Raw genomic sequence first — 20,775 nt, 5'->3', positions numbered from 1 at the left:
GTGAAATTTAATATCATATACTGGGTGAAATTATGGCAGGATGACGTGTTCTTCGGGTCTTGCAGGAGGTTGGAAGTGGATGGATACAGGCAGCTATCCGATGTGGGAGAAGTATCGTTTGAAGCAGGAGCATCTGGTCATCGGACTAATGTCAGGAACGTCACTTGATGGAACTGACGCGGCATTGGTGCGTATTCAAACCGATATGAGCGGGGCATTACAGCAGATCGAGCTGGTTGATTTTGTCTGTGTGCCTTATTCGAATGGATTGAGAGACGTACTGATCCGGTTATGTTCACCGGGGACGGCGCGTGTCGACGAGCTGACAGCCGCGCATTTTGGTGTATCGGAGTGGTATGCGCATAGCGTTACGGAACTGATACAGTCTGCCGGTATCTCAACGCAGCAGGTGGATATGATTAGCATGCATGGACAGACGGTATGGCATGCTCCTGTAGCATCTGCATTTCCAGGGCCAACGGGAGCAAGTATTGATGTGGTATCGACATTGCAGATCGGTGAATGTGCTGTCGTTCGAGAACGGACTGGACTGCCAGTGATTGGAAACTTGCGAGCAAGGGATATGGCGGCTGGTGGGGAAGGTGCCCCGCTTACGCCTTATGCGGATGCTCTGATGTTCCGAAGCCCGACGGAAGGGCGGCTGGTGCAGAATATCGGTGGCATTGGCAATGTGACGGTGCTTCCCTCCGAGTCATCTACCGAAGGTATTTCGGCATTTGATACGGGACCGGGTAATATGGTGATGGACGCCATTGTGCGTCAGGCAACGGATGGGCGGCAGCATTATGATCCGAATGGAAGTATTGCCGCACAGGGGAAGGTCGATCAGGGTCTGGTAGAACTGTGTTTGGAGGATGAGTATTTCAAAAGACTTCCACCGAAAAGTACCGGGCGAGAAGTATATGGAGCCGCGTATGCAGTGAGACTGATGGAGATGGCCGCAAAGCGTTCCTTATCTCTTGAAGATACGCTGGCTACTGCCACCTGTCTGACCGCGGAAACCATCGTGTGTGCAGTGAAGGATTTTATCCTGCCCAAGGTGCAAATATCGGCCATGCTCGCGTGCGGTGGTGGCACTTCCAATGCCACGCTGATGGAGATGATCCGTCAGAGACTACCTGAGGATATCCGTTTAGAACGAACAGCAGATTATGGCATACCCGATGATGCTCGGGAAGCCATTGGATTTGCTCTACTTGGCCATGAGGCACTTATGGGAAGAACCAATACACTCCCGGCAGTAACCGGCGCGAAACACGCCGTAATCTCAGGCAATCTCACACTTTAGTGAGGTATGACTTTAATTGGAGTTCAGTTATGGAAGGGCGAGGAATTCGATTAGACGCGAGTGGAATTATAAGATAAAATGCTTGTACATGAATGCAGTACGGAAAGGAGGAGCGAATGGAAGGCATGAAAGGTGGACTTGTACGTTTACGCGCATTAATGGATGACTTGACCCCGTCCGAACGGAAGATCGGAGCTTATATTCTCGATCACCCGCAAGAAACTGTTCAATCCTCGGTGGCCCAGTTGTCTGAACGGAGTGGAGGCAGCCCAGCTGCCATTATCCGTCTTTGCAAATCACTAGGTGTAACGGGTTTTCAGGAGCTGAAGCTGAAGATTGCCGGAGATTTACAGACGAGTGAGCCATATCAATATACGGAGATTCGTCCCCAGGACTCCATGGAGAGCATTATTCAGCATGTGTCCGCAAACAATATTCAGTCGGTGAAGGATACGGTTCATATTCTGGACCCGCGTCTGGTGGAAAAAGCCGTGGACGTGCTTCATCAGGCAAACCGGATCTTTTTCTATGGAGTAGGGGCCTCCAACCTGATTGCGCTGGATGCACATTACAAGTTCATGCGAATCAATCGCACAAGCTTTTCGTTCGCCGATCCGCATATGCAGATTTCGTCCGCAACGACGCTTCGTGAAGATGATGCGGTGGTATGTATCTCGTATTCAGGGGAGACGTCGAACGTAATCTCCTGTCTCAAGCATGCTCATGATGGTGGTGCAGCGACAATCAGCATTACCAAGTGGGGCAGCAATACACTCAGTAGTATGGCAGATGTGCCCCTGATGATTACTTCCACCGAAAGTGATATTCGGAGCGGAGCAACTTCGTCACGGATTGCACAGCTGAACGTGATCGATATTTTGTATCTGGCGATTGCCAGTCGGGATTACAACCAGTCGGTGGAGTATTTGGAGAAGAGCCGACAGGCTATTCTGGAGCACAAGTGAAGTAGAACCATATGAATCCCTTTCTGTTTATGCAGGAGGGGATTTTTTGACGGATTATATCCGCTTTTACAAAAAAAATAAAAAAAGAGCCCAGACTAATGCTAATGTCGGGCTCCTCTCTTTCAACCTCTAATAATACCCCTTGTACGGCTCAGGAAGGCCCCGCAATGGCGCTGCGGACAAATCCGTCAGCCAGATCAAGCCTGTGCTGGGCTTCCGTTGCGTCCACACCTGCCATCAGCATGACGATTGCCGTTTTTACATGACCGTCTGCACCGGTAAAAGCCTCTTCAATATCCGCTTCATTTGCTCCGGTTGCCAGATGGATCATGCGTTTGGCCCGATGGACAAGCTTCTCGTTCGAAGGGTTCAGATCAACCATGAAATTACGGTAAACCTTGCCCAGACGAATCATGGCGGTAGTGGTGAGCATATTCAGAATCATTTTCTGGGCGCTACCTGCCTTCATACGTGTTGAACCCATGACAACCTCTGGGCCGACAACAGCCTCAATGCTCACATCAGCCAACAGGGTCATCGGCGTGCCTGCATTATTGCTCAGGCTGATCACCGTAGCCCCGATCTCCTTGGCGTGCCTCATCGCACCCAGCACATACGGCGTTCGTCCACTGGCTGCAATGCCAACCACAACATCGTTTTTGTCTAAGCCATGTTCATCAAGGTCCGCAGCTCCCAACTCCTCATTATCTTCAGCACCTTCAACCGGGTCCTTCACTGCCCGGAATCCCCCTGCAATAATACCCTGCACCATGGATGGCGGGGTTCCGTAGGTAGGCGGGCATTCCGAAGCGTCAAGAATTCCTAATCGTCCACTGGTACCTGCGCCTACATAAAAAAGCCTCCCGCCAGACTGAAACGCCTCCAAGATCCGATCCGCAGCTTGAGCAATGACCGGAATGAGGGGCTGAATGAGCTCCGCAATCCGTTGATCTTCCTTATTAATTAGCTCCATAATTTCTGCCGAAGGCAATTCATCTATATGATCCGTTAGTGGATTGGGTTGTTCTGTCAGTAGTGAATTCAGCATGTGATTCATCCGTATGGCCTCCTTCTCTCTTTTAAAATGATTCATTCAGGGAACGGCGTTTTCTTGCCAGTTGTGCTGCACCAACCGCTGGAGCGGGGGCAGCTTCACGATATACAAAGTCCAAATCTTCATAATATTCAGATAACTTGTGAATAAATGTATTTCGGAAAAGTGCAGCGTATCGAAACAGTGATCCGGACAGGACCACCGGAGTGGATGCAAATTCGGGATGACGGGCAATCAGCGCCTTGGCGGTATCCGCCAATTGTGAGGCTTCGTCAATGATCAGTGCCTGGGCGGCCTCATCTCCGAGTTCAGCAGCTTCTATAGCTAGGCGGGCGATGGATGCGGTCTCGGTTTTGCCCCAATCCGTCTGATATACCCGCGTCTTTAGCTCCGATATATCCCGAAGGTTCAGATTCTTTAGAAGAAGCGGGGTTAAACGGGTGGGAGGAAGAACGCCGTCATAACTCTGCATAACCACTTGGAGTGCACGCTGCCCAATACGATAGCCACTCCCCTCATCTCCGAGCAGATGACCCCAGCCTCCTGCACGGTATCGCTCGCCTTCCAGCGTAAATCCGTACACGATGGAACCTGTTCCAGAGATACACAATACACCGTGAGTATGTCCGAGAGAGGCCATCAGAGCAATCTCACCTTCGGATACAACCCAGACGGGACAAGCTTCTGATGCCTGTTGATTGCGGCTCTTCATATAGTTATTTACTGCTTCGGCTATAAGTTGCCGTTCTTGGATCGTATCTACACCTGACATACCAAGGCATATACCCTCACAATTTGTCGATAAATCACTTATTAGATTAAATAGCTGTTCCAGCACTCGTTGCAGTTCGGAAATGGCCTGTTCAGTTGATACGGTGTGAGGATTCGTGGGACCGCCGCTGAGTCGGGCGAGTATTTCACCAGATTCAGAAATGATTGCTGCATCAGTATTGGTACCGCCTCCATCTACGCCTACATATACTCGCAAAGTGGCTCACCTCGCTTGCTTGGGTTTTCTTTTTACATAGTATAGTGGCATGAAAAGAAAAAGTAAAATTAAATTTTATAATAAAAAATAATGTTGAATTTTTATTTTACAACTCATATAATGAATTCAATCTACAATTTTGGAAGGAATTAATACTGTTAATGTCAATTAAGTTGACGTTAATATTGCATTTAAGAGATTTAGCCTGCGACTGGCAGGTCCAATCTCCAGGGGAGGTGCTTTTCCTTACTGCCGCGTGTATAGGTGGATGGAGTTTGAAGGCCGAACGATCACAAAAGGGGTAGCATGGTTAGGCAATGAAAGAATCGGATGATGACATGCAAAGGAGATGAAGGGATGAAAAAGAAGGGTCTGGTATGGACGATGTTGTTGATGATGGTCTTGGTTACTGCCTGTGGGAATAGCGGGGGTGCTGCTTCAGATGATCCGAATGCGGAAGATACAGTGACGGTATGGACCTATCCTGTACATGGCACATATGAAGATGAACTGAAGGATCTAATCGTTGATTTCAATAAAGAACACCCCAACATTACCGTGAAGACGGAAATGCTCTCCTGGGCGGAAGGGCCCAAAAAATTCGATGTCGCTTTGAACGCGGGCAACCCGCCGGATCTTTACTTTCACAGCGTAGATGGCACATATGTGAATACGGGATTGGCACTTGAATTGGACAGTTACCTGACACCTGAGGTTAAGGACGACTACCTGCCAGGTACGCTGGATTTAGGCCAGATTCAGGGGAAACAGTATGGTCTGCCCTTGTATCAATTCCAATGGGCTTGGGGTGGGAACAAACGCATTCTGGAGGAAGCGGGCATTGATTGGAAGTCCATTCAGCAAAATGGCTGGACTTGGTCTGAATTCAACGATGCTGCTGCCAAGCTGACCAAAACGCTGGATGGCGGGGCCAAGCAATATGCACTGGTTACCGACGGAACCTCGCTTGACTTCATTGAAATGCTGTCCCGGAACAACGGGATGATTGATGTTATTGATAAAGACGGCACGTTCCAATGGAATGATGGTCGGATTCTGGATACCCTCTCTTTTATCAAAAACCTGATGGATCAAGGGTATATGCCTAAGGAAACGGCGGCTCTCGCGCCAGCAAAACGGACGGATATGTTCTACGCGGGGGAAACGGCGATTATCTCCAAAGCGATTCCTTATTATGATGTGATGATTCAGAACCGCAACAAGGACATCGATGATGGCAAGGTGCAGGGAGAGAAGATTGATTTTGTCCTGTTGCCTGTACCGCATAATGATGATCAACCTGCAGCAACAACGATGGGCGGCGAAGGGTATGTAGCCTTCAAACAGAAGAAGGACAAGGGCGAACAGCATGCCAAAAATACGTTCCTGGTGATGGAGGCGCTTAGTGGTGCCAAAGCAGGGAACTCGGCCAATGAACTGGCGCTTCCATTCGTAAGACAGTCCCAAGTGGATCTGTTTAAAGGGAAAGAACTTGGGCAAGCGGATAATCTGGCTGCTGCAAAGGTCATGGCAGAGAATATCGCGATGCCGGTTGTACTGGAACTGGATATCGACAAAGCATCCCAGCAAAAACAATTCAAGGAACAGGTTGTGAAGCCAAACATCCAGGCGCTGTTCTCGGGTGAGAAAACACCGGAGCAGATCGCAGAAGACTTCAAGAGCAAAGGCCAGCAGATGTTTGGACAATAACTCGGACAATCAAACATAACGTAAAACCACACTGATTAGGAGAGGAGGATTCGCCATGCAGACCGCCCTTGCGCCAAAACCGTCAGTGCCCCGGACTTCCCGGGTTGCCCGGTTTTGGCGAGACTACGGGTGGGCGTATTTGTTTATTTTGGCGCCTGTCCTGCTGTTTCTCATTTTCACACTGTATCCTGTTCTGACGGCTCTTGTGATGAGCTTCCAGAAATACAATATTATGAACTCGACGTGGGTTGGATTGGATAACTACGAGCGACTGGTGAAGGATGAGACGTTCTGGAAGTCGATTAAAAATACAGTCATCTTCACCGTAGGCACAGTCCCGGTCAATATTCTCATTACATTTGTACTGTCCTATTTCATCTATCAGATGAAAAGCAAATGGCAGACATTTTTCAAAGCTACCATGTATCTGCCTGCGGTAGCCTCCGGGGTGACCATCTCCATTGTATGGCTGGCGATCTTTGACCCGACGGATTCAGGACTGCTTAACCGTTTCCTCGGTCTGTTCGGCTTGGATCCGGTGATCTGGCTGGGCCAGTCGGGATCGGCACTCTTTTCCCTCATTCTGATGAACTGGCTTGGATCGCACGGAGCGGGCATTATTCTGTATCTGGCAGCCATGGGTGGTATTCCGAAATCGCTGTACGAAGCGGCGGATATTGATCATGCCAGCGGCTGGACCCAGTTCAGCAAGATTACATGGCCGCTGCTCAAACCAACGACGCTGTATCTGCTCGTCACGGGTGTCATTACATCCTTCCAGGTGTTTATCTCGGTTTATCTGATGACACAGGGTGGACCAAACTTTGCGACAACAACAATCGCTTATCTGATCTATGAAACGGCATTTAAATTCTATGAGTTCGGATTGGCTTCGGCTCAGTCGTTTGTACTGGCGATTATCATCATTGTCATCTCCGTCATACAGTTCAAATATTTCTCCAGCGATATTGAGTATTAGAGGTAGTTCAAAACACGGACTATTAGAGCACGTTGCATTAAGCATCCGGGGGTGAATGAAATCCATGAAATCAACACAGAAAAAGATACTGCTCGTTGTTGCATCCATTCTGCTGGTGGTCTGGGCGCTGGTGACGGTCATTCCGATGTATTGGATGCTCGTTGGTTCGGTGCAGGATAGTGCGATGTCGGCTTCGTTTAAACCACAGATGATTCCGGAGCAATTGTCGTTATCACCATATGAGCGCTTTTTTGCCAAAACCGATGCCTGGCGCTGGCTGTACAATTCGCTGCTCATCTCGATCATTCTGACCGTAACAAATGTATTCTTCGCCTCCCTGGCGGGATATGCGTTTGCCAAACTAAAGTTTCCGGGTAGTCAGGCGGTATTCTGGACTTTGCTTGGGACCATGATGATTCCGGCACAGGTGACGCTGATTCCTTTGTACATTCTGATGGTCAACGTGTTTGACCTGGGAGATACGTATACGGCCATTATTCTGCCTGCTGCCGTCAGCGTAGCGAATATATTCCTGATGAAACAGTTCATGTCTACGCTGCCCACATCGCTGATCCATGCGGCTCGTATTGATGCATGCAGTGAGTTCGGCATCTTCTGGAAAGTCATTCTGCCGATGGCAAAGCCGGGAATCGCGGTGCTGGCGATATTCACGTTTGTCGCTTCGTGGAACGAATTCTTCTGGCCGTTCCTCATTACCAATTCCAACGAGATGCGTACCATTCAGGTGGGGTTGGCCTCGTTTGTATTTGCCGAATCAACCGACTTCGGCGCAATGATGGCGGGGGCAACAATAGGTGCGCTGCCAATGATCATTCTGTTTTTCTCACTGCAGCGTTATTTCCTGCAGGGCATCACGATCGGTGCAGTTAAAGGTTAATTCCAATATATGTTCAACTAAACATTTACACTATAACGGAGAGGACAGAAATAACCTGAAGAAGCGAAAGCGTTCGCCTTTATCACCGGATTTCCCCTTTTTATAAAGGAATCAAAGAAATCTGGGGATAACAGCGATCGGAAGGTTGTTCTGTCATCGGAGTGCCAGTGTAAGGATTCGTTAGTTGAACTTATATAGTTCAGGACAAGCGACAACGTAAAGGGGGATCTACCTATGGCACGCGTGGAGTTTCGCCAAGTGCGCAAAGAATTCAAAGACGATCATAAAGGAACGTTCACGGCTGTGGCCGGCTCGGACTTTGTTATAGAAGATAAGGAATTCGTAGTGTTTGTGGGTCCTTCGGGCTGTGGCAAGACAACGTCACTGCGGATGATTGCCGGACTTGAAAAGCAAACAAGCGGTGATATTGTGATCGGTGACCGGCTTGTTAACGATCTGCATCCGAAGGATCGGGATATCGCAATGGTGTTTCAGGATTATGCGCTTTATCCGCATATGACCATCCGTGAGAATCTTTCCTTTGGCCTGAAAAACCTGAAAAAGCCAAAGTCCTATATTGATGAACAGGTGCAGAATGCGGCCTCCATTCTGGGACTGGAAGCGATGCTGGAGCGCAAACCACGCGAGCTGTCTGGTGGTCAGCGCCAGCGTGTTGCGGTGGGACGGGCGATCGTCCGTGATCCGCAGGTGTTTTTATTCGACGAACCACTGTCCAATCTGGATGCCAAGTTGCGGGTGCAGATGCGGGTGGAGTTGGGAGAGCTGCATAAACGTCTCGGTGCCACGATTGTGTACGTGACACATGATCAGGTAGAAGCCATGACACTTGGGGAACGCATCGTGGTCATGAATCATGGAGATATTCAGCAGGTGGCTTCACCAAAAGAACTGTATGCGAGTCCGCAGAATATGTTTGTTGCCGGATTTATCGGTTCCCCAGCGATGAACTTCATTGATGCCCGGATTGAAGGCACGCAGGTTGTCGTGGACGGTGCATCATTCACCTTGCCATCAGATGTACTCGCTCGTCTTCAGAGTCATCAAGGCAAGCCGGTGATTATGGGTCTGCGTCCAGAGCATATTTTTGGTGATGATGTCGCTCCGAATATCCCGACAGACCACATGCTGCAGGCGCGAGTTCAGGTTGTAGAACATCTGGGATCCGAGAATTTGGTGTACTTCCATTCCGGTGCTCGTACTGTTACGGCCAAGGTTCATCCTGAAACACATGCTTATGTAGGTATGGACAAAAATTTTGTGCTGGACCTGCGTAAGGCACACTTTTTCGATCCAGAGACGGAGCTTGCGATCGGACGGGAGTAGGAGACGATGCCTGGTGAAGAAGGAACGGTGAGAAAGGGGAGAATAAAAATGCGTAAGCTGAGTGAAGTATTGATCAAGTCAGGCGCGGAAATCTATCGGGATATTATTCCGGTGGCCTTGTACAGTGTCGTTAGCTCCATCGTATTGGTTCCTATTCTGATGTTTGCTCAGTTGCCGATCGCGGTGCTGCTTCTGGCCTTGATATATATGCCCATCCTGTTCGGGGTTTGTTATGCCGTGCATCACAGATTGGAACGTAAGGAACGGCGCAATGGACTTAAGGATATCTGGGTCGGAACGTTGAAGGGAATAATCCCGGGAGGATCGGTGGGTGTGCTTTTCGCGGTGCTTGGTTTCATTCTATGGTCAACTTGGTGGTATTACGGTGGACAGGGTGGAATTACAGGTACAGCAGTGAGCGTGTTCCAGACATTCTTTGTTCTCATGGCGCTGATGTCACAGTTCTACACCTGGCAGCTTGTTTTACAAAAAAACATGGGCATCGTTCAGGCGATGGGGGAAAGTGTGAAGCTATTCTTCCGTCACCCAGGGTACACGATGGGCGCTTGTTTTCAGGCCATGTGCCTGACGGCTCTGCTGATGCTGACTGTCGTTGGTTTCGGAGCGCTGTTTGGAGGTATGTTTGCCATCTATCAGCATAAGGTTGCTCTTAATGTGCTGGAGCCTGAAGAAGAGCCTGTTGTAACAGGTGGTAATGATCACCAGCATACAGGCTGGATAAGCCAGGGGAATGTGTGATGGGTCAGTTGAAGGGGACCGAGCAGATCCCGGCTGTAAAAACGGGAGTTGATCTTCTGTCCGGAGGGCTATCGCATCCGTGGTTAATAGGTGCTCGAATCGGTCTAATTACAAACCCGACTGGTATTACAGCGGATTTTGTATCGACAATAGATGTGTGCGCCGGACTGGCTAATACCGAGCTTACAGCGCTCTATGCCTGTGAGCACGGACTGGATGGAGAGCTTCAGGCGGGTGTCAGATTCGGAGACATGCTTCATCCACGTCTGGACATTCCGGTGTTCAGCCTGTATGGAGATTACAAGAGACCTACGCCTGCAATGCTGGCTGGAGTGGATACGGTGCTATTCGACATTCAGGATGTGGGTATCCGTTATTACACGTATGCCTCAACCTTGTTTCATATGATGGATGCCTGTGCTGGAGCAGGCAAACGGATGCTGATTCTGGATCGTCCCAATCCGCTGGGTGGAAACGTTGTGGAAGGCGGTGTGCTGAACGCGGGGTATGAATCACTCGTTGGCGCTTGGCGTGTACCTGTACGTACCGGATTGACGGTAGGTGAACTCGCCCTGATGGTCAACAGCGAGATGGATGTACCTTGCGAATTGGACGTGGTTGCCATGGAAGGATGGCAGCGCTCCATGGAGTTTGCGGATTGTGGTCTTCCCTGGATGTTACCCTCTCCCAATATGCCCACGCTGGACAGTGTGCGGGTATATGCGGGGACGTGCCTGTTCGAGGGTACTAATGTATCGGAGGGCAGGGGCACGACCCGCCCATTCGAGTGGATTGGAGCCCCCTGGGTTGAGGGTGAGCGTTTGGCGGAACGATTTCGGGAATACAAGCTGGAAGGTGTACATGTGCATCCGGTGTACATGTCGCCAACATTCTCCAAACATGCAGGTGAGCTGTGTGGTGGTGTAAGGATTTTTGTAACGGACAGCAGGAAATTCCGGGCGGTAGAGACAGGGTTGGTGCTTTTGCATGAACTGGTGTCACTCTATCCGGAGCAATTCTGCTGGCTGGAGCCACCAGAGCCGGGTTCAAGGTACTTTATCGACCTGCTGGCAGGGGGTAAGGAAGTCAGGGGAACGATCCATGACCGGGCGGGCTTCGTTCGTTTAATCGAAGCGTGGAATGTACAGGCAGCGGAATGGACGGAGCGGCGAAAGCCGTTTTTGTTATATCAATGAATGGATGTTTGTTATCGGAGGGAGGTATGGAATGAGTGGAAAAAAAGAGTTATACCCGTCGAAGCTGAAACAGATGTCCTTGCGTGAGAAAATCGGGCAAATGCTGCTATGTGGCTTTCATGGCACCGAAGCTGCTGGCGATGTGGAACCCTTTCTCCGAAAGTATCCCATCGGTGGCGTAATCTATTTTGCACGCAACGTTGAGTCGCCAGAGCAGGTAGAGCGGTTATCGTCAGGGCTACAACAGATTGCCAAAAGCAGCGGTAATGTGCCGCTCTGGATATCCATTGATCAGGAGGGCGGCATGGTTGCACGAATTACCGAAGGAATCGCCTTGATGCCTGGACCAATGGCCATTGCCGCTGCCGGTTCCATTGACGATGCGTATCAGGCGGCATATATCAGTGGGGTGGAGCAAAAGTCCATGGGCATTAACATGAACTTTGCTCCGGTATTGGATGTAAACAATAACGCGGCCAATCCGGTCATCGGTGTACGATCATTCGGCGAATCTCCACAATCCGTTGCACAATATGGGACCAGAACCATTGCGGGAATACAGGACGCTGGGATTGCAGCGACAGCCAAGCATTTCCCGGGGCATGGGGATACGGATACCGATTCCCATCTGGACCTCCCGATCATCACTCATGATCGTGAACGGGTAGAGCGCCTGGAGTTGATTCCATTCCGAGCCGCTATCGCCGAAGGTGTCGATGCCATGATGTCGGCACATATTTATTTCCCTGCACTGGAGCCAGAGCGTCTGCCCGTAACGCTATCGAAAACCGTATTAAGCGGTCTGCTTCGCCAGGAACTGGGTTATGAGGGCATGATCGTGACAGATTGCATGGAGATGGATGCCATTGCCGTGAACTATGGCACTGTCGATGCAGCCGTAATGGCGGTAGAGGCCGGGGCAGATCTGGTGTTAATTAGCCATACGGCTAAGCTTCAGGCAGAGGCATTTGAAGCATTGTTAGCAGCTGTGAGGAGTGGGCGGATTAGCGAGAGACGTATTGATGAGTCGGTGAATCGCTTGCTGATGTACAAGGCGAAGCGTGGTTTGTTGGAGAGTGGAATGGGCGGTGCAGATGATGATGAAGTGTATGGTGTAGTATCGAATGCATCATTGCCAAAGGCATCAAACGCTCCTGCTCTATCCAGTGGGTCGGAGCGCAACAGTTCATTACACCAAGAGGTTGCCCGCCGTATTAGCGAGAACAGTATCACACTGGTGCGCGATCAGCTGAATATGCTGCCTCTGAAACCGGAACGTACGCTGGTCATAACGGTTGCCACGTCCGTGACGTCAATTGCCGACGAACAGCTGACTCAGACGTTCACCTTGGGCTCAGCCTTATCCATGTATGGTCTGGATGTTGTCGATCTGACGGTCACGCCCGAGGAAGTCGCCATTCGTTCCGCACGTCTGCTTCAGGCAGCGGAAGCAGATGACATTCGGCAGATTGTGGTGGGAACCTACAATGCGGGAAGTCCCTCCGGCGATCCACAGTGCAGGCTGATTGGTTGGATACAGCAATTGGGCAAACCGCTGGCTGTTGTGGCATTGCGAAGCCCCTATGATCTGCTGGCGCTTCCGGATGCCCAGGTCTATGTAGCGGCTTACGAGAGCCGGCCACTTGCCATGGATAGCGTCGCTCAGGCGCTGATGGGGCGCATTCCTTTTGCGGGGAAACTTCCTGTAACATTAAAGCAGACAGATGATGAAAGAGCGGATGTCTCCTAGGCAGTAATAAGAATATGAGTAAATATGCCTTTTGCAGGATGAAGAAGAGATGGATTGTGGGTTGAGCGAAACGGAAGTGTGAGTCGTTAAAATGAAAACATATACAACACAAAGAGACGATCCTTTAAAGGACCGTCTCTTTGCTCATTATAAGCTATTAATTATAGATTATTGCAATTGCAGTGCTTTGGCTGTATGTGCCTCAACTTCATCCAAAAGTGAAGTCATGTCCATACCTGCGTGGTTGCCAAGCAGGATAATGGTGATATCATCGGACAGATTACGTGAAAAGGCTGTGGCAAACCCGCCACCACTACCGTTGTGGAAGACGGTACGGTTTGCGCCATTCTCTTTGAGAATCCAGGCGTAGCCATAGTTTTTATCAGAATAAGGCTCATACATCTGTTCAATCGTATCCTGGCTTAGAATCTTGTCTGTATAGAGCGCACGATCCCATTTCAGCATATCGTCCACCGTGGAATAGATGGTTCCTGATCCGGATTGAGACACATAGTAAGGCGCAGTTACCCATGCGTTATCTTCTTGAACAAAACCACTAATCGTGTGCACTTTACGGGAGGCCTCTCCCGAATTCTTCATACCAAGTGGTTTCAGTATCGTCTGCTGCACGTAGTCAGCATAACTCATGCCAGATACCTGTTCAACGACGTATGCAAGCAAAACATAACCGCTGTTGCTGTACAGATAGGCACTCCCCGGTTCAAACTTCAGCGTTTTGTGACGAATCTCTTCTACAGTCTCTTCCATAGAAGTTCCTTCACCCCGACCAAATGCGGATGGCAGACCTGAAGTCTGGGATAACAGCATATGCAGCGTGATCTGATCTCCCTTTGGTATACCAGAGATATACTTGGAGATTGGATCTTGCACATTAATCTTACCATCCTCCACGAGACTCAGAATGGACGCGGCCGTGAAGGATTTGCTCAGCGATGCGATTCGGGTCTTCTGATCCGGGCGATTCAGCGTCTGTTCATCGGCAAGTCCGTAGCCTTGCTTTAGAAGTACTTCACCATCGCGGGCGATCAGAGCCATACCTGGATAGTTGATCTCGCGCAGATACGTATCAACGCTGGCAACCTCGCTGTTCAGCAGGCTGACTTGATCAGTGACCATATTTACACTCATCTGGCCCGTGGCTGTACGTTGGACCTTGATGTCTGCTTTGATTGCATTAGCCATGGCCCGGACAGGTACCATCAACGTACCGTTAACGGTACGTGAATTCACACCTGTAGCCAGATCGACCTTGTTTACTTTAATGGAATTGCTGCCAGCCTGATGGATCAGCTTGTCTCTGCCAACGGTAATGGTAGCCGTCTTGGTGCGATTATCCCATTTCAACGTGCCTTTAACCGATGTGACCACATCCCGCAGTGGAACAAACGTTGAACCTTTGATGATAAGTGGTGCGTTCCTCCAGGATTGTTGCTCACCATTCACTTCAATGTGAACTGCTTGCGTGGCCTGCGCTGCGGATGCCGTGATACCGGTTTGTCCCAGAATCGGGCCTGCGCAGAGGATGAGCGCTAACAGAATGCGGAACATGGATGAATATACCGTGGAAATACGTTGTTTTTCATTTGACTTGCGTAAGATTTGAATCCTCTCCTTCCAATCGTTTCATGAATAGCCAGCTTATGAGCATTGTAAACGATCTCGCGTAGAGGGTCAAAACGATGAAGCGGATATAATCCATATCATCTGATCAGATCATTTAAATTAAATTTGTACTAATTTAGTATCTATACATAATATTTTTACAGCGATTGTCCGATAAAAGGATGGGTGAAGATTATGATGGGGGATAGTTAAAATGAAGAAAAGGATTCGAAATTGGTTTACTTTAACCGTAAAAAAACGCCTGATTGCTGCATTGCTCCTGTTCCTGATAGTACCGAGCATTACCGTGGGATGGTTGTCTTATCAAAAAGCTGCTGACCAGGTTAAAATGGAAATTATTCGTTCCGCACAGGCCAAAACAGAAATGCTTAGTCTGCAGATAAATCAAATGCTCGATATGGAGAAGGATAACGCAGCGCAGATGGCTGCGGGTATTACTTCAAACGATATTATTACTAAATCCCCTGCACTGCAAAGGCAGATGGATCGGATGTCTCAGAATCATAAGGAACTGGGTGTACTTACCGCAGGTTCCGAAGATGGTAGCTGGATGAAGTCCCCTGAATCCGAGGAACAGAATTATGATCCTCGAGAACGTTCATGGTATAAGATGGGCATGTCGCAGGATGAACCGGTAATCTCGGATACGTTCCAGTCGGCTTCGACGGGCGAATGGGTTGTGACCGCAGCGGTCAAGCTGGCTGACGGCAAAGGGGTATTCGGAGCCAATGTCAGTCTCAATCATCTGAAAGAATCCGTTGATCAGATTCGCATCGGTAAAGAGGGAAAACTGTACATGCTGGATAACGGGGGTAAATTCCTGTTCCACTACAATATTGATTCCGGCACACAGTCGGATGAAAGCTACATTAATGAGATGTATACGAAGGAAAGTGGAACGGTGAAGTATACATATGATGGTCGCGAAGTGGAAGCTGTGTATTTCACTAATCCGGTGACGGGTTGGAAAATTGTTGGTGAGATGGTTCCTTCGGAAGCAACGGAAGCCGTAATGCCAATTTTGATCCGTTCAATTACGATTGTGGCATCTGCATTGGTTATTGGGTTGATTCTGCTTATATTCATTATCCGCAGCATTCACCGTCCATTGCTGCAATTAACGCAGGCAGCATCCCAAGTTAGCGCAGGGGATCTAACAGTACGTGTAGGTTTGCAGCGTAAGGATGAGTTCGGACAGCTTGGAGAAAGCTTCGATATGATGACGACTTCACTACGTAGTGTGCTTGGAGAAGTACATGATACGTCCAGCCAGCTGGCGGCATCTTCTGAAGAACTGATGGCAAGTTCCGAGCAGACATCCAAAGCCACAGAACAGGTGGCCGAACTGATGCAGGATGCAGCTGCGGGAACAACTTTGCAGAACAATAGTCTTGCTGCTACAGGTCAACTCGTGGGCGAAATGTCCATTGGAGTTAAAGAGATCTCATCAAGTGCTGAAGACACCGCTCGTATCGCTCTGGATGCTTCCACCAAGTCGGAAGCGGGTATGGTTACCGTGGAAGAAGCGGTTACCCATATTCAACAGGTGAATGATGAGAGCAAAGCCATGTCTGTGGTCATTGAGGATTTGCGCGCGAAAAATGAAGAGATTCTTGTGATTGTGGCCGAGATTACGGCCATTGCCAAGCAGACGAACATTCTTGCATTGAATGCATCCATTGAAGCTTCAAGAGCTGGCGAGCAAGGGCGTGGATTCGCGGTCGTAGCCAACGAAGTGAAGACACTGGCTCACAGTTCAGGCGCCTCAGCTGAGCGGATTAATGAGCTTATGCATGAGATGCAGGAGAAAACCAATGCGGTGCAATCCACTTTTGCCCGTACGGGAGAAGGTATGGTGAAGAGTTCGCAAATGGTTACGGAAGCGGGCGAAGCATTCAATAACATTCGTACTGCGGTACAGTTGGTGGCTGCACAAGCTGGAGAAGTATCCACGGCTTCCCGTCAAATTGATGGTGGCATGAGTCATGTCAACAAGGCAGTAAGTGATACAATGGTTCTGTCGGACAGAATTGCCTCTGGAACGGAAGATGGATCAGCGGCGGCTCAAGAGCAGTTGGCTACAATGGAAGAGGTTGCAGCTTCTTCGGCAGCATTGTCACGTATGGCTGAAGATCTGCAAAACATGATTGAACGGTTTAAGCTGTAACAGGGATAGCAATGAGACAATGATTGAGGATAAATGCTTATGGAAGGGTGCTGAAATACCCTTTCTGTGATGAGACTGCAGGGTTGCGACCCTGCGGTCTTTTTTCTGTTGAACAAGGGGCATCCGTTATGTCTTCAAACACAGTATCCTTTTCCATTATGTTGACATACTATAAACGAAATTATATTATATCTATAAATGAACAAACAAAAATATTATTTGTTTTATCAATATACAATTGGAATGACCATGACAATGATAAAAAGGAGCTTTTACATGAAATCATCGGAATCCTGGTTGCAAATAGCTTCATTGGAAGAGATCAAGCTTGGTTATATGGAGGAAGGCCCCGTCTATATATGTGTCTGCTGCGGATACAGGACGGAAGCGGGGATTATATACCCTGAAGAAGGGGTGCTCTATGAGGCAGCCCGTTATATGCGAGTGCATATTGAGAAGGTTCATGGATCGGTATTTGAATATTTGCTGGAGCTGGATAAAAGCGTAACCGGATTGTCTGATGTCCAGCGTGGATTGTTGTCACAATTCTATGAAGGCAAGAAGGATGCTGAAGTACAGAAGACCCTTGGCATCGGGAGTGCTTCCACGATCCGGAATCATCGGTTTGTATTAAAGGAGAAGGAACGGCAGGCCAAAATATTCCTGGCATTAATGGAACTTCTCAAAAGTAAGGATACACAGGCTCCAGCCGAATGGGTGTCGCCGGTGACAAGGCATGAACATACGATCCATCCGAACTCATTTGATATTACAGAACAGGATCGGGAGAAGGTGCTAAACAAGTATTTTCCAGAGGGTACCGGTGGTCGGCTGACGACGTTTCATATGCAGCAAAAGCATAAATATATTGTGCTCATCGAAATTGCCAAACGATTCGAGACAGAGCGCAAATATTCCGAGAAACAGGTCAATGAGCTGCTGAAGGAAGTTCATGAGGATTACGTAGAAATACGGAGGTATCTCGTCGACTATGGTTTGCTGGAACGTGAGCCAGACGGCAGTCAGTATTGGCTGGGAAGCCGCGCAGATCAACAGAGCACCGAAGTTGGAAAACAGGAGCGCAAAGCAAAGGGGGAGCAGGAGAAGATGAATCGTCGCAAAGAATTGCAGGAACAGGCCAAAGAAGTCAAAACGGAAGCGGGCGTCTACCAGATTCGGAATGAACGTAACGGCAAAGTTTATATCGACAGCACACTTAACCTGAAAACCATTAACGGACAACGGTTTATGTTACAGATGGGTAGCCATCTGAATCGAAGATTGCAGGCTGAATGGAATGAATACGGAGAGAATGCGTTTGTGATCGAGGTGCTGGAGACATTGAAACAAGACGATAACCCGTATTACGATCCCAAAGATGCACTCGCCAAATGTCTGAATCGCTGGTTTGAACAGTTAGAGCCCTACGGAGATCAAGGATATCACGGAGATAAAAAGCATTCTACTGAATAGGAGGGACATTTCCTTTCTAAATTTCATGGCCCTTCATAAGTCGAAAGCCCCTTTGCCAATATGATGGCAAAGGGGCTTTTGACTTATAGACTACTTGTTATATAAGTTGAACTAATCGTTTGCACGATAACAGCGATTGGAAGGTTGTTCTGTCATCGTAGTGTTAGTGTAAACAATCTTTAGTTCAACGACTACAGCTTGAATTGTTCCACCAGCTTCTGCAGCTTGTGAGCCAGATGGGCAAGGGAATCAGCAGAGGATGATATCTCCTGCATGGAAGCCACTTGCTCCTCCGTAGCAGCAGAGATGTTCTCCGTTCCATCGGCATTGGTTTCCGATATGGCATGGATCTGATCAATGGATTGCACCACTTCAGCTGTACTGGCAGACATCTGTTGTGAGGCAGCTGCAATGTTCTCAAGCTGATGATTAACAACCCCAACAGCCTCACTAATCTGGGCAAAAGCTTCATCTGCAAACTGAACGGCACGAATGCCGTTGCTTACATCCTGTTGCCCGATCTGTACATTGTGATTGGCCATTGAAATCTCCTGTTGAATCGCTCCAACCATCTCTACAATCTTCTGGCCGGACAGGCTCGATTGTTCCGCCAGCTTGCGGACTTCGCTGGCAACAACGGAGAAGCCGCGTCCATGCTCACCTGCACGTGCTGCTTCTATAGAAGCATTGAGAGCAAGCAAATTGGTCTGTGCAGCGATATCTGTAATGACAGATACCATCTCACCAATGGATGTGGAATGCTGTTCAAGTCGTCCGGCAGTATCTGCCATACCTTGCACAAAGCGACTGACGGAACTCATCTCGGATACGGCCGTCTGCATGGTCGCATTCCCTTTATCCGCGAGCTCACTTGCTTGCATGGCAGCTTCGGATACTTGCTGTGTGCTGTTCGTTACCTGTCCCACACCTCCAGCAAGCTCATTCATCTGTAGTGCCGTATGTTTCAGGCTGCTTGTTTGTTTCTCAAGTCCAGCTGCGGACTCTTCCGTGATCAGGGCGACTTGCTCAGTTGCTTTGGTTGTCTCCGATGAGTTGACTGCCAATTGTGTGGATGAGGCGGTTAACTCGTCAGCCGTGTGTCGCACGTCCTGAATAACGGTTCGTAGGGATTCGCTCATCTTATTGAAGCTGGTGCTCAGCTTGCCGAATTCATCCTGTCCTAATACAGCAACCTCGATGGTCAGATTACCATTACTAATTTCGTCAGATGCCTTCACTAAGCGATTCAGTGGTTTGGTGATTGATTGCACAATCCAGAAAATAATGACGGAGCTTACCGCAATTGCAATCGCTACAACGATAAGTGTGGTGTATAGGATCGGACGGACAGATGCCGTCACTTCCCCACTGTCGATGACACCAACCACGGTCCAGCCCGTCGTTTCATTGGTGGAGAAAAAGGCGTGTTCCTGGTTTCCATTTAGTGTATAGGTCAGACTTCCATTTTTCTGTGCAAAAATATCTTTATAGGGTGCCATGGTTCCTTCGGTCCCCGGTTTCTCGGTAGGATGTACAATGATTTTGTTGGCATTATCAATGATATAGACATAACCCTTCTCGCCGATCTTCGTGGAATTAACGGTCTGGGAAAGGGCTTCAAGCGACAGGCTGACAGAGACGACACCATGGCCATCCGCTGAGGTCTGAGCTACCGAAGCAACAACATTGCCGGTATTGCTTGATATGTAGGGGGTGATTACGGTAGGGACATCTTTGTTCTGTGTAGCAGCCTGATACCACGGGCGTTCGCGCGGGTCATATCCTTCTTTGTTCACCGCAGTTACAGGGGAGTTAATATACACGCCCTGATCGGTACCGATGGAGGCAAGTTCCACGTCATCATGGGTTTCCTTATACGCGTCGAGCAAGGTACGGATGGTCTCCGTTTCATCACCCTGATTGGGTCCGACATTGCCTGCATCCAGCTGACTTGCCAGGAAATCAACATTTTTGCGTGTTGCACCAATAATCTGGTCAATGGTCTGGTTGAGTACAGTAACACTGCTGATCGCGTTCTCATACATTTTCTCTTCAACCTTGGCATCGGCTGTTTGGAACGAGATAATGCCCAGACTGATTGTTGGAATGAGTAGCACGATGGCAAATGACAAAATCAGTTTCTCTCTCATCTGCATCGTTCTTTTGACCCCTTGTTTACGAATTTTTTTCATACACATTCCCCCTCTGTGTAACCCATCCCCATGTCTAGTGGACAAGCCCATCTGGTAAAAGATATTTCATTCCATCCTTTCCAGAAGTTTCTGGTGCTATCGTATGACAAATTTCGCGTTTATTCAACATAATTTATGAGTTTCGCGAAAATATTTTTCGATTTTGTAGGTATTTAGGATTAGATCTGTTCTATAAAAAGTAATCTGTCTCTCCCTTAGTGCACATCTTGTGGTATATTTCTGAATTAATGTGAAGTGAATTTTGCAAAATGTGAAATCCATAAGGCATGTACCTGGTCATGTTGAATACACAAAGAAGTTGTTTTCATGAAGAGTGGACCTGGATG

15 protein-coding genes are annotated in these 20,775 nt (G+C 48.7%); 11 read left to right on the top strand and 4 right to left on the bottom strand.

Annotated elements, in window-relative coordinates; genetic code table 11:
* Positions 1 to 79: 79 nt before the first annotated feature.
* Positions 80 to 1,309, top strand: coding sequence for an anhydro-N-acetylmuramic acid kinase (locus AC6CIF_RS20650; protein ID WP_498201370.1), 1,230 nt, complete (start codon positions 80 to 82; stop codon positions 1,307 to 1,309).
* Positions 1,310 to 1,434: 125 nt separating this feature from the next.
* Positions 1,435 to 2,274 carry a MurR/RpiR family transcriptional regulator gene (locus tag AC6CIF_RS20645; RefSeq protein ID WP_036616797.1) on the top strand — a complete coding sequence of 280 codons (840 nt, stop codon included), beginning with the start codon at positions 1,435 to 1,437 and terminating at the stop codon, positions 2,272 to 2,274.
* Positions 2,275 to 2,425: 151 nt separating this feature from the next.
* On the opposite strand, the gene murQ is transcribed toward AC6CIF_RS20645, so the two are convergent.
* Both murQ and AC6CIF_RS20635 read right to left on the bottom strand, forming a co-directional pair.
* Positions 2,426 to 3,331: an N-acetylmuramic acid 6-phosphate etherase gene (gene murQ, locus AC6CIF_RS20640; protein ID WP_047840439.1), complete on the bottom strand. Its 906-nt coding sequence runs from the start codon at positions 3,329 to 3,331 to the stop codon at positions 2,426 to 2,428.
* A 22-nt stretch (positions 3,332 to 3,353) separates the two neighbouring features.
* Positions 3,354 to 4,316 carry an N-acetylglucosamine kinase gene (locus tag AC6CIF_RS20635; protein ID WP_498201369.1) on the bottom strand — a complete coding sequence of 321 codons (963 nt, stop codon included), beginning with the start codon at positions 4,314 to 4,316 and terminating at the stop codon, positions 3,354 to 3,356.
* Between the two features lie 357 nt (positions 4,317 to 4,673).
* Here AC6CIF_RS20635 and AC6CIF_RS20630 point away from each other — a divergent pair, with 357 nt between their 5' ends.
* From AC6CIF_RS20630 to nagZ, 7 genes are all read left to right on the top strand, one after another.
* Positions 4,674 to 6,026: an ABC transporter substrate-binding protein gene (locus AC6CIF_RS20630; protein ID WP_498201368.1), complete on the top strand. Its 1,353-nt coding sequence runs from the start codon at positions 4,674 to 4,676 to the stop codon at positions 6,024 to 6,026.
* Positions 6,027 to 6,081: 55 nt separating this feature from the next.
* Positions 6,082 to 7,005 (top strand): carbohydrate ABC transporter permease, encoded by a 924-nt coding sequence (locus tag AC6CIF_RS20625; protein WP_498201367.1) that lies wholly within the window; start codon positions 6,082 to 6,084, stop codon positions 7,003 to 7,005.
* Between the two features lie 64 nt (positions 7,006 to 7,069).
* The gene (locus AC6CIF_RS20620) at positions 7,070 to 7,903 is read left to right on the top strand and encodes a carbohydrate ABC transporter permease (protein ID WP_498201366.1); all 834 of its coding nucleotides are present in this window, start codon (positions 7,070 to 7,072) and stop codon (positions 7,901 to 7,903) included.
* Positions 7,904 to 8,137: 234 nt separating this feature from the next.
* On the top strand, positions 8,138 to 9,247 hold the full coding sequence (locus AC6CIF_RS20615; RefSeq protein ID WP_498201365.1) for an ABC transporter ATP-binding protein: 1,110 nt from the start codon (positions 8,138 to 8,140) through the stop codon (positions 9,245 to 9,247).
* Positions 9,248 to 9,295: 48 nt separating this feature from the next.
* The gene (locus AC6CIF_RS20610) at positions 9,296 to 10,006 is read left to right on the top strand and encodes a hypothetical protein (protein WP_498201364.1); all 711 of its coding nucleotides are present in this window, start codon (positions 9,296 to 9,298) and stop codon (positions 10,004 to 10,006) included.
* Positions 10,006 to 11,202: an exo-beta-N-acetylmuramidase NamZ family protein gene (locus AC6CIF_RS20605; RefSeq protein WP_498201363.1), complete on the top strand. Its 1,197-nt coding sequence runs from the start codon at positions 10,006 to 10,008 to the stop codon at positions 11,200 to 11,202. The genes AC6CIF_RS20610 and AC6CIF_RS20605 overlap by 1 nt, the downstream gene beginning before the upstream one ends.
* 31 nt (positions 11,203 to 11,233) lie before the next feature.
* The gene (gene nagZ, locus AC6CIF_RS20600; RefSeq protein WP_498201362.1) at positions 11,234 to 12,952 is read left to right on the top strand and encodes a beta-N-acetylhexosaminidase; all 1,719 of its coding nucleotides are present in this window, start codon (positions 11,234 to 11,236) and stop codon (positions 12,950 to 12,952) included.
* A 168-nt stretch (positions 12,953 to 13,120) separates the two neighbouring features.
* On the opposite strand, the gene AC6CIF_RS20595 is transcribed toward nagZ, so the two are convergent.
* Entirely contained in the window at positions 13,121 to 14,521 is a 1,401-nt protein-coding gene (locus tag AC6CIF_RS20595) for a serine hydrolase domain-containing protein (RefSeq protein ID WP_498201361.1), read from the bottom strand.
* Positions 14,522 to 14,789: 268 nt separating this feature from the next.
* Here AC6CIF_RS20595 and AC6CIF_RS20590 point away from each other — a divergent pair, with 268 nt between their 5' ends.
* Positions 14,790 to 16,763, top strand: a complete 1,974-nt coding sequence (locus AC6CIF_RS20590) for a methyl-accepting chemotaxis protein (RefSeq protein ID WP_498201360.1) — start codon at positions 14,790 to 14,792, stop codon at positions 16,761 to 16,763.
* Between the two features lie 276 nt (positions 16,764 to 17,039).
* Positions 17,040 to 18,236 (top strand): DUF2087 domain-containing protein, encoded by a 1,197-nt coding sequence (locus tag AC6CIF_RS20585; RefSeq protein ID WP_498201359.1) that lies wholly within the window; start codon positions 17,040 to 17,042, stop codon positions 18,234 to 18,236.
* 191 nt (positions 18,237 to 18,427) lie between these two features.
* Here the strand turns inward: AC6CIF_RS20585 and AC6CIF_RS20580 are convergent, their stop codons facing one another.
* Positions 18,428 to 20,428 carry a methyl-accepting chemotaxis protein gene (locus AC6CIF_RS20580; protein ID WP_498201358.1) on the bottom strand — a complete coding sequence of 667 codons (2,001 nt, stop codon included), beginning with the start codon at positions 20,426 to 20,428 and terminating at the stop codon, positions 18,428 to 18,430.
* Positions 20,429 to 20,775: the final 347 nt, after the last annotated feature.

The organism is Paenibacillus sp. GQ49, assembly GCF_059759055.1.
Note: the sequence above shows the minus strand (reverse complement) of the source record. Positions and strands in the feature narration are given on the sequence as shown.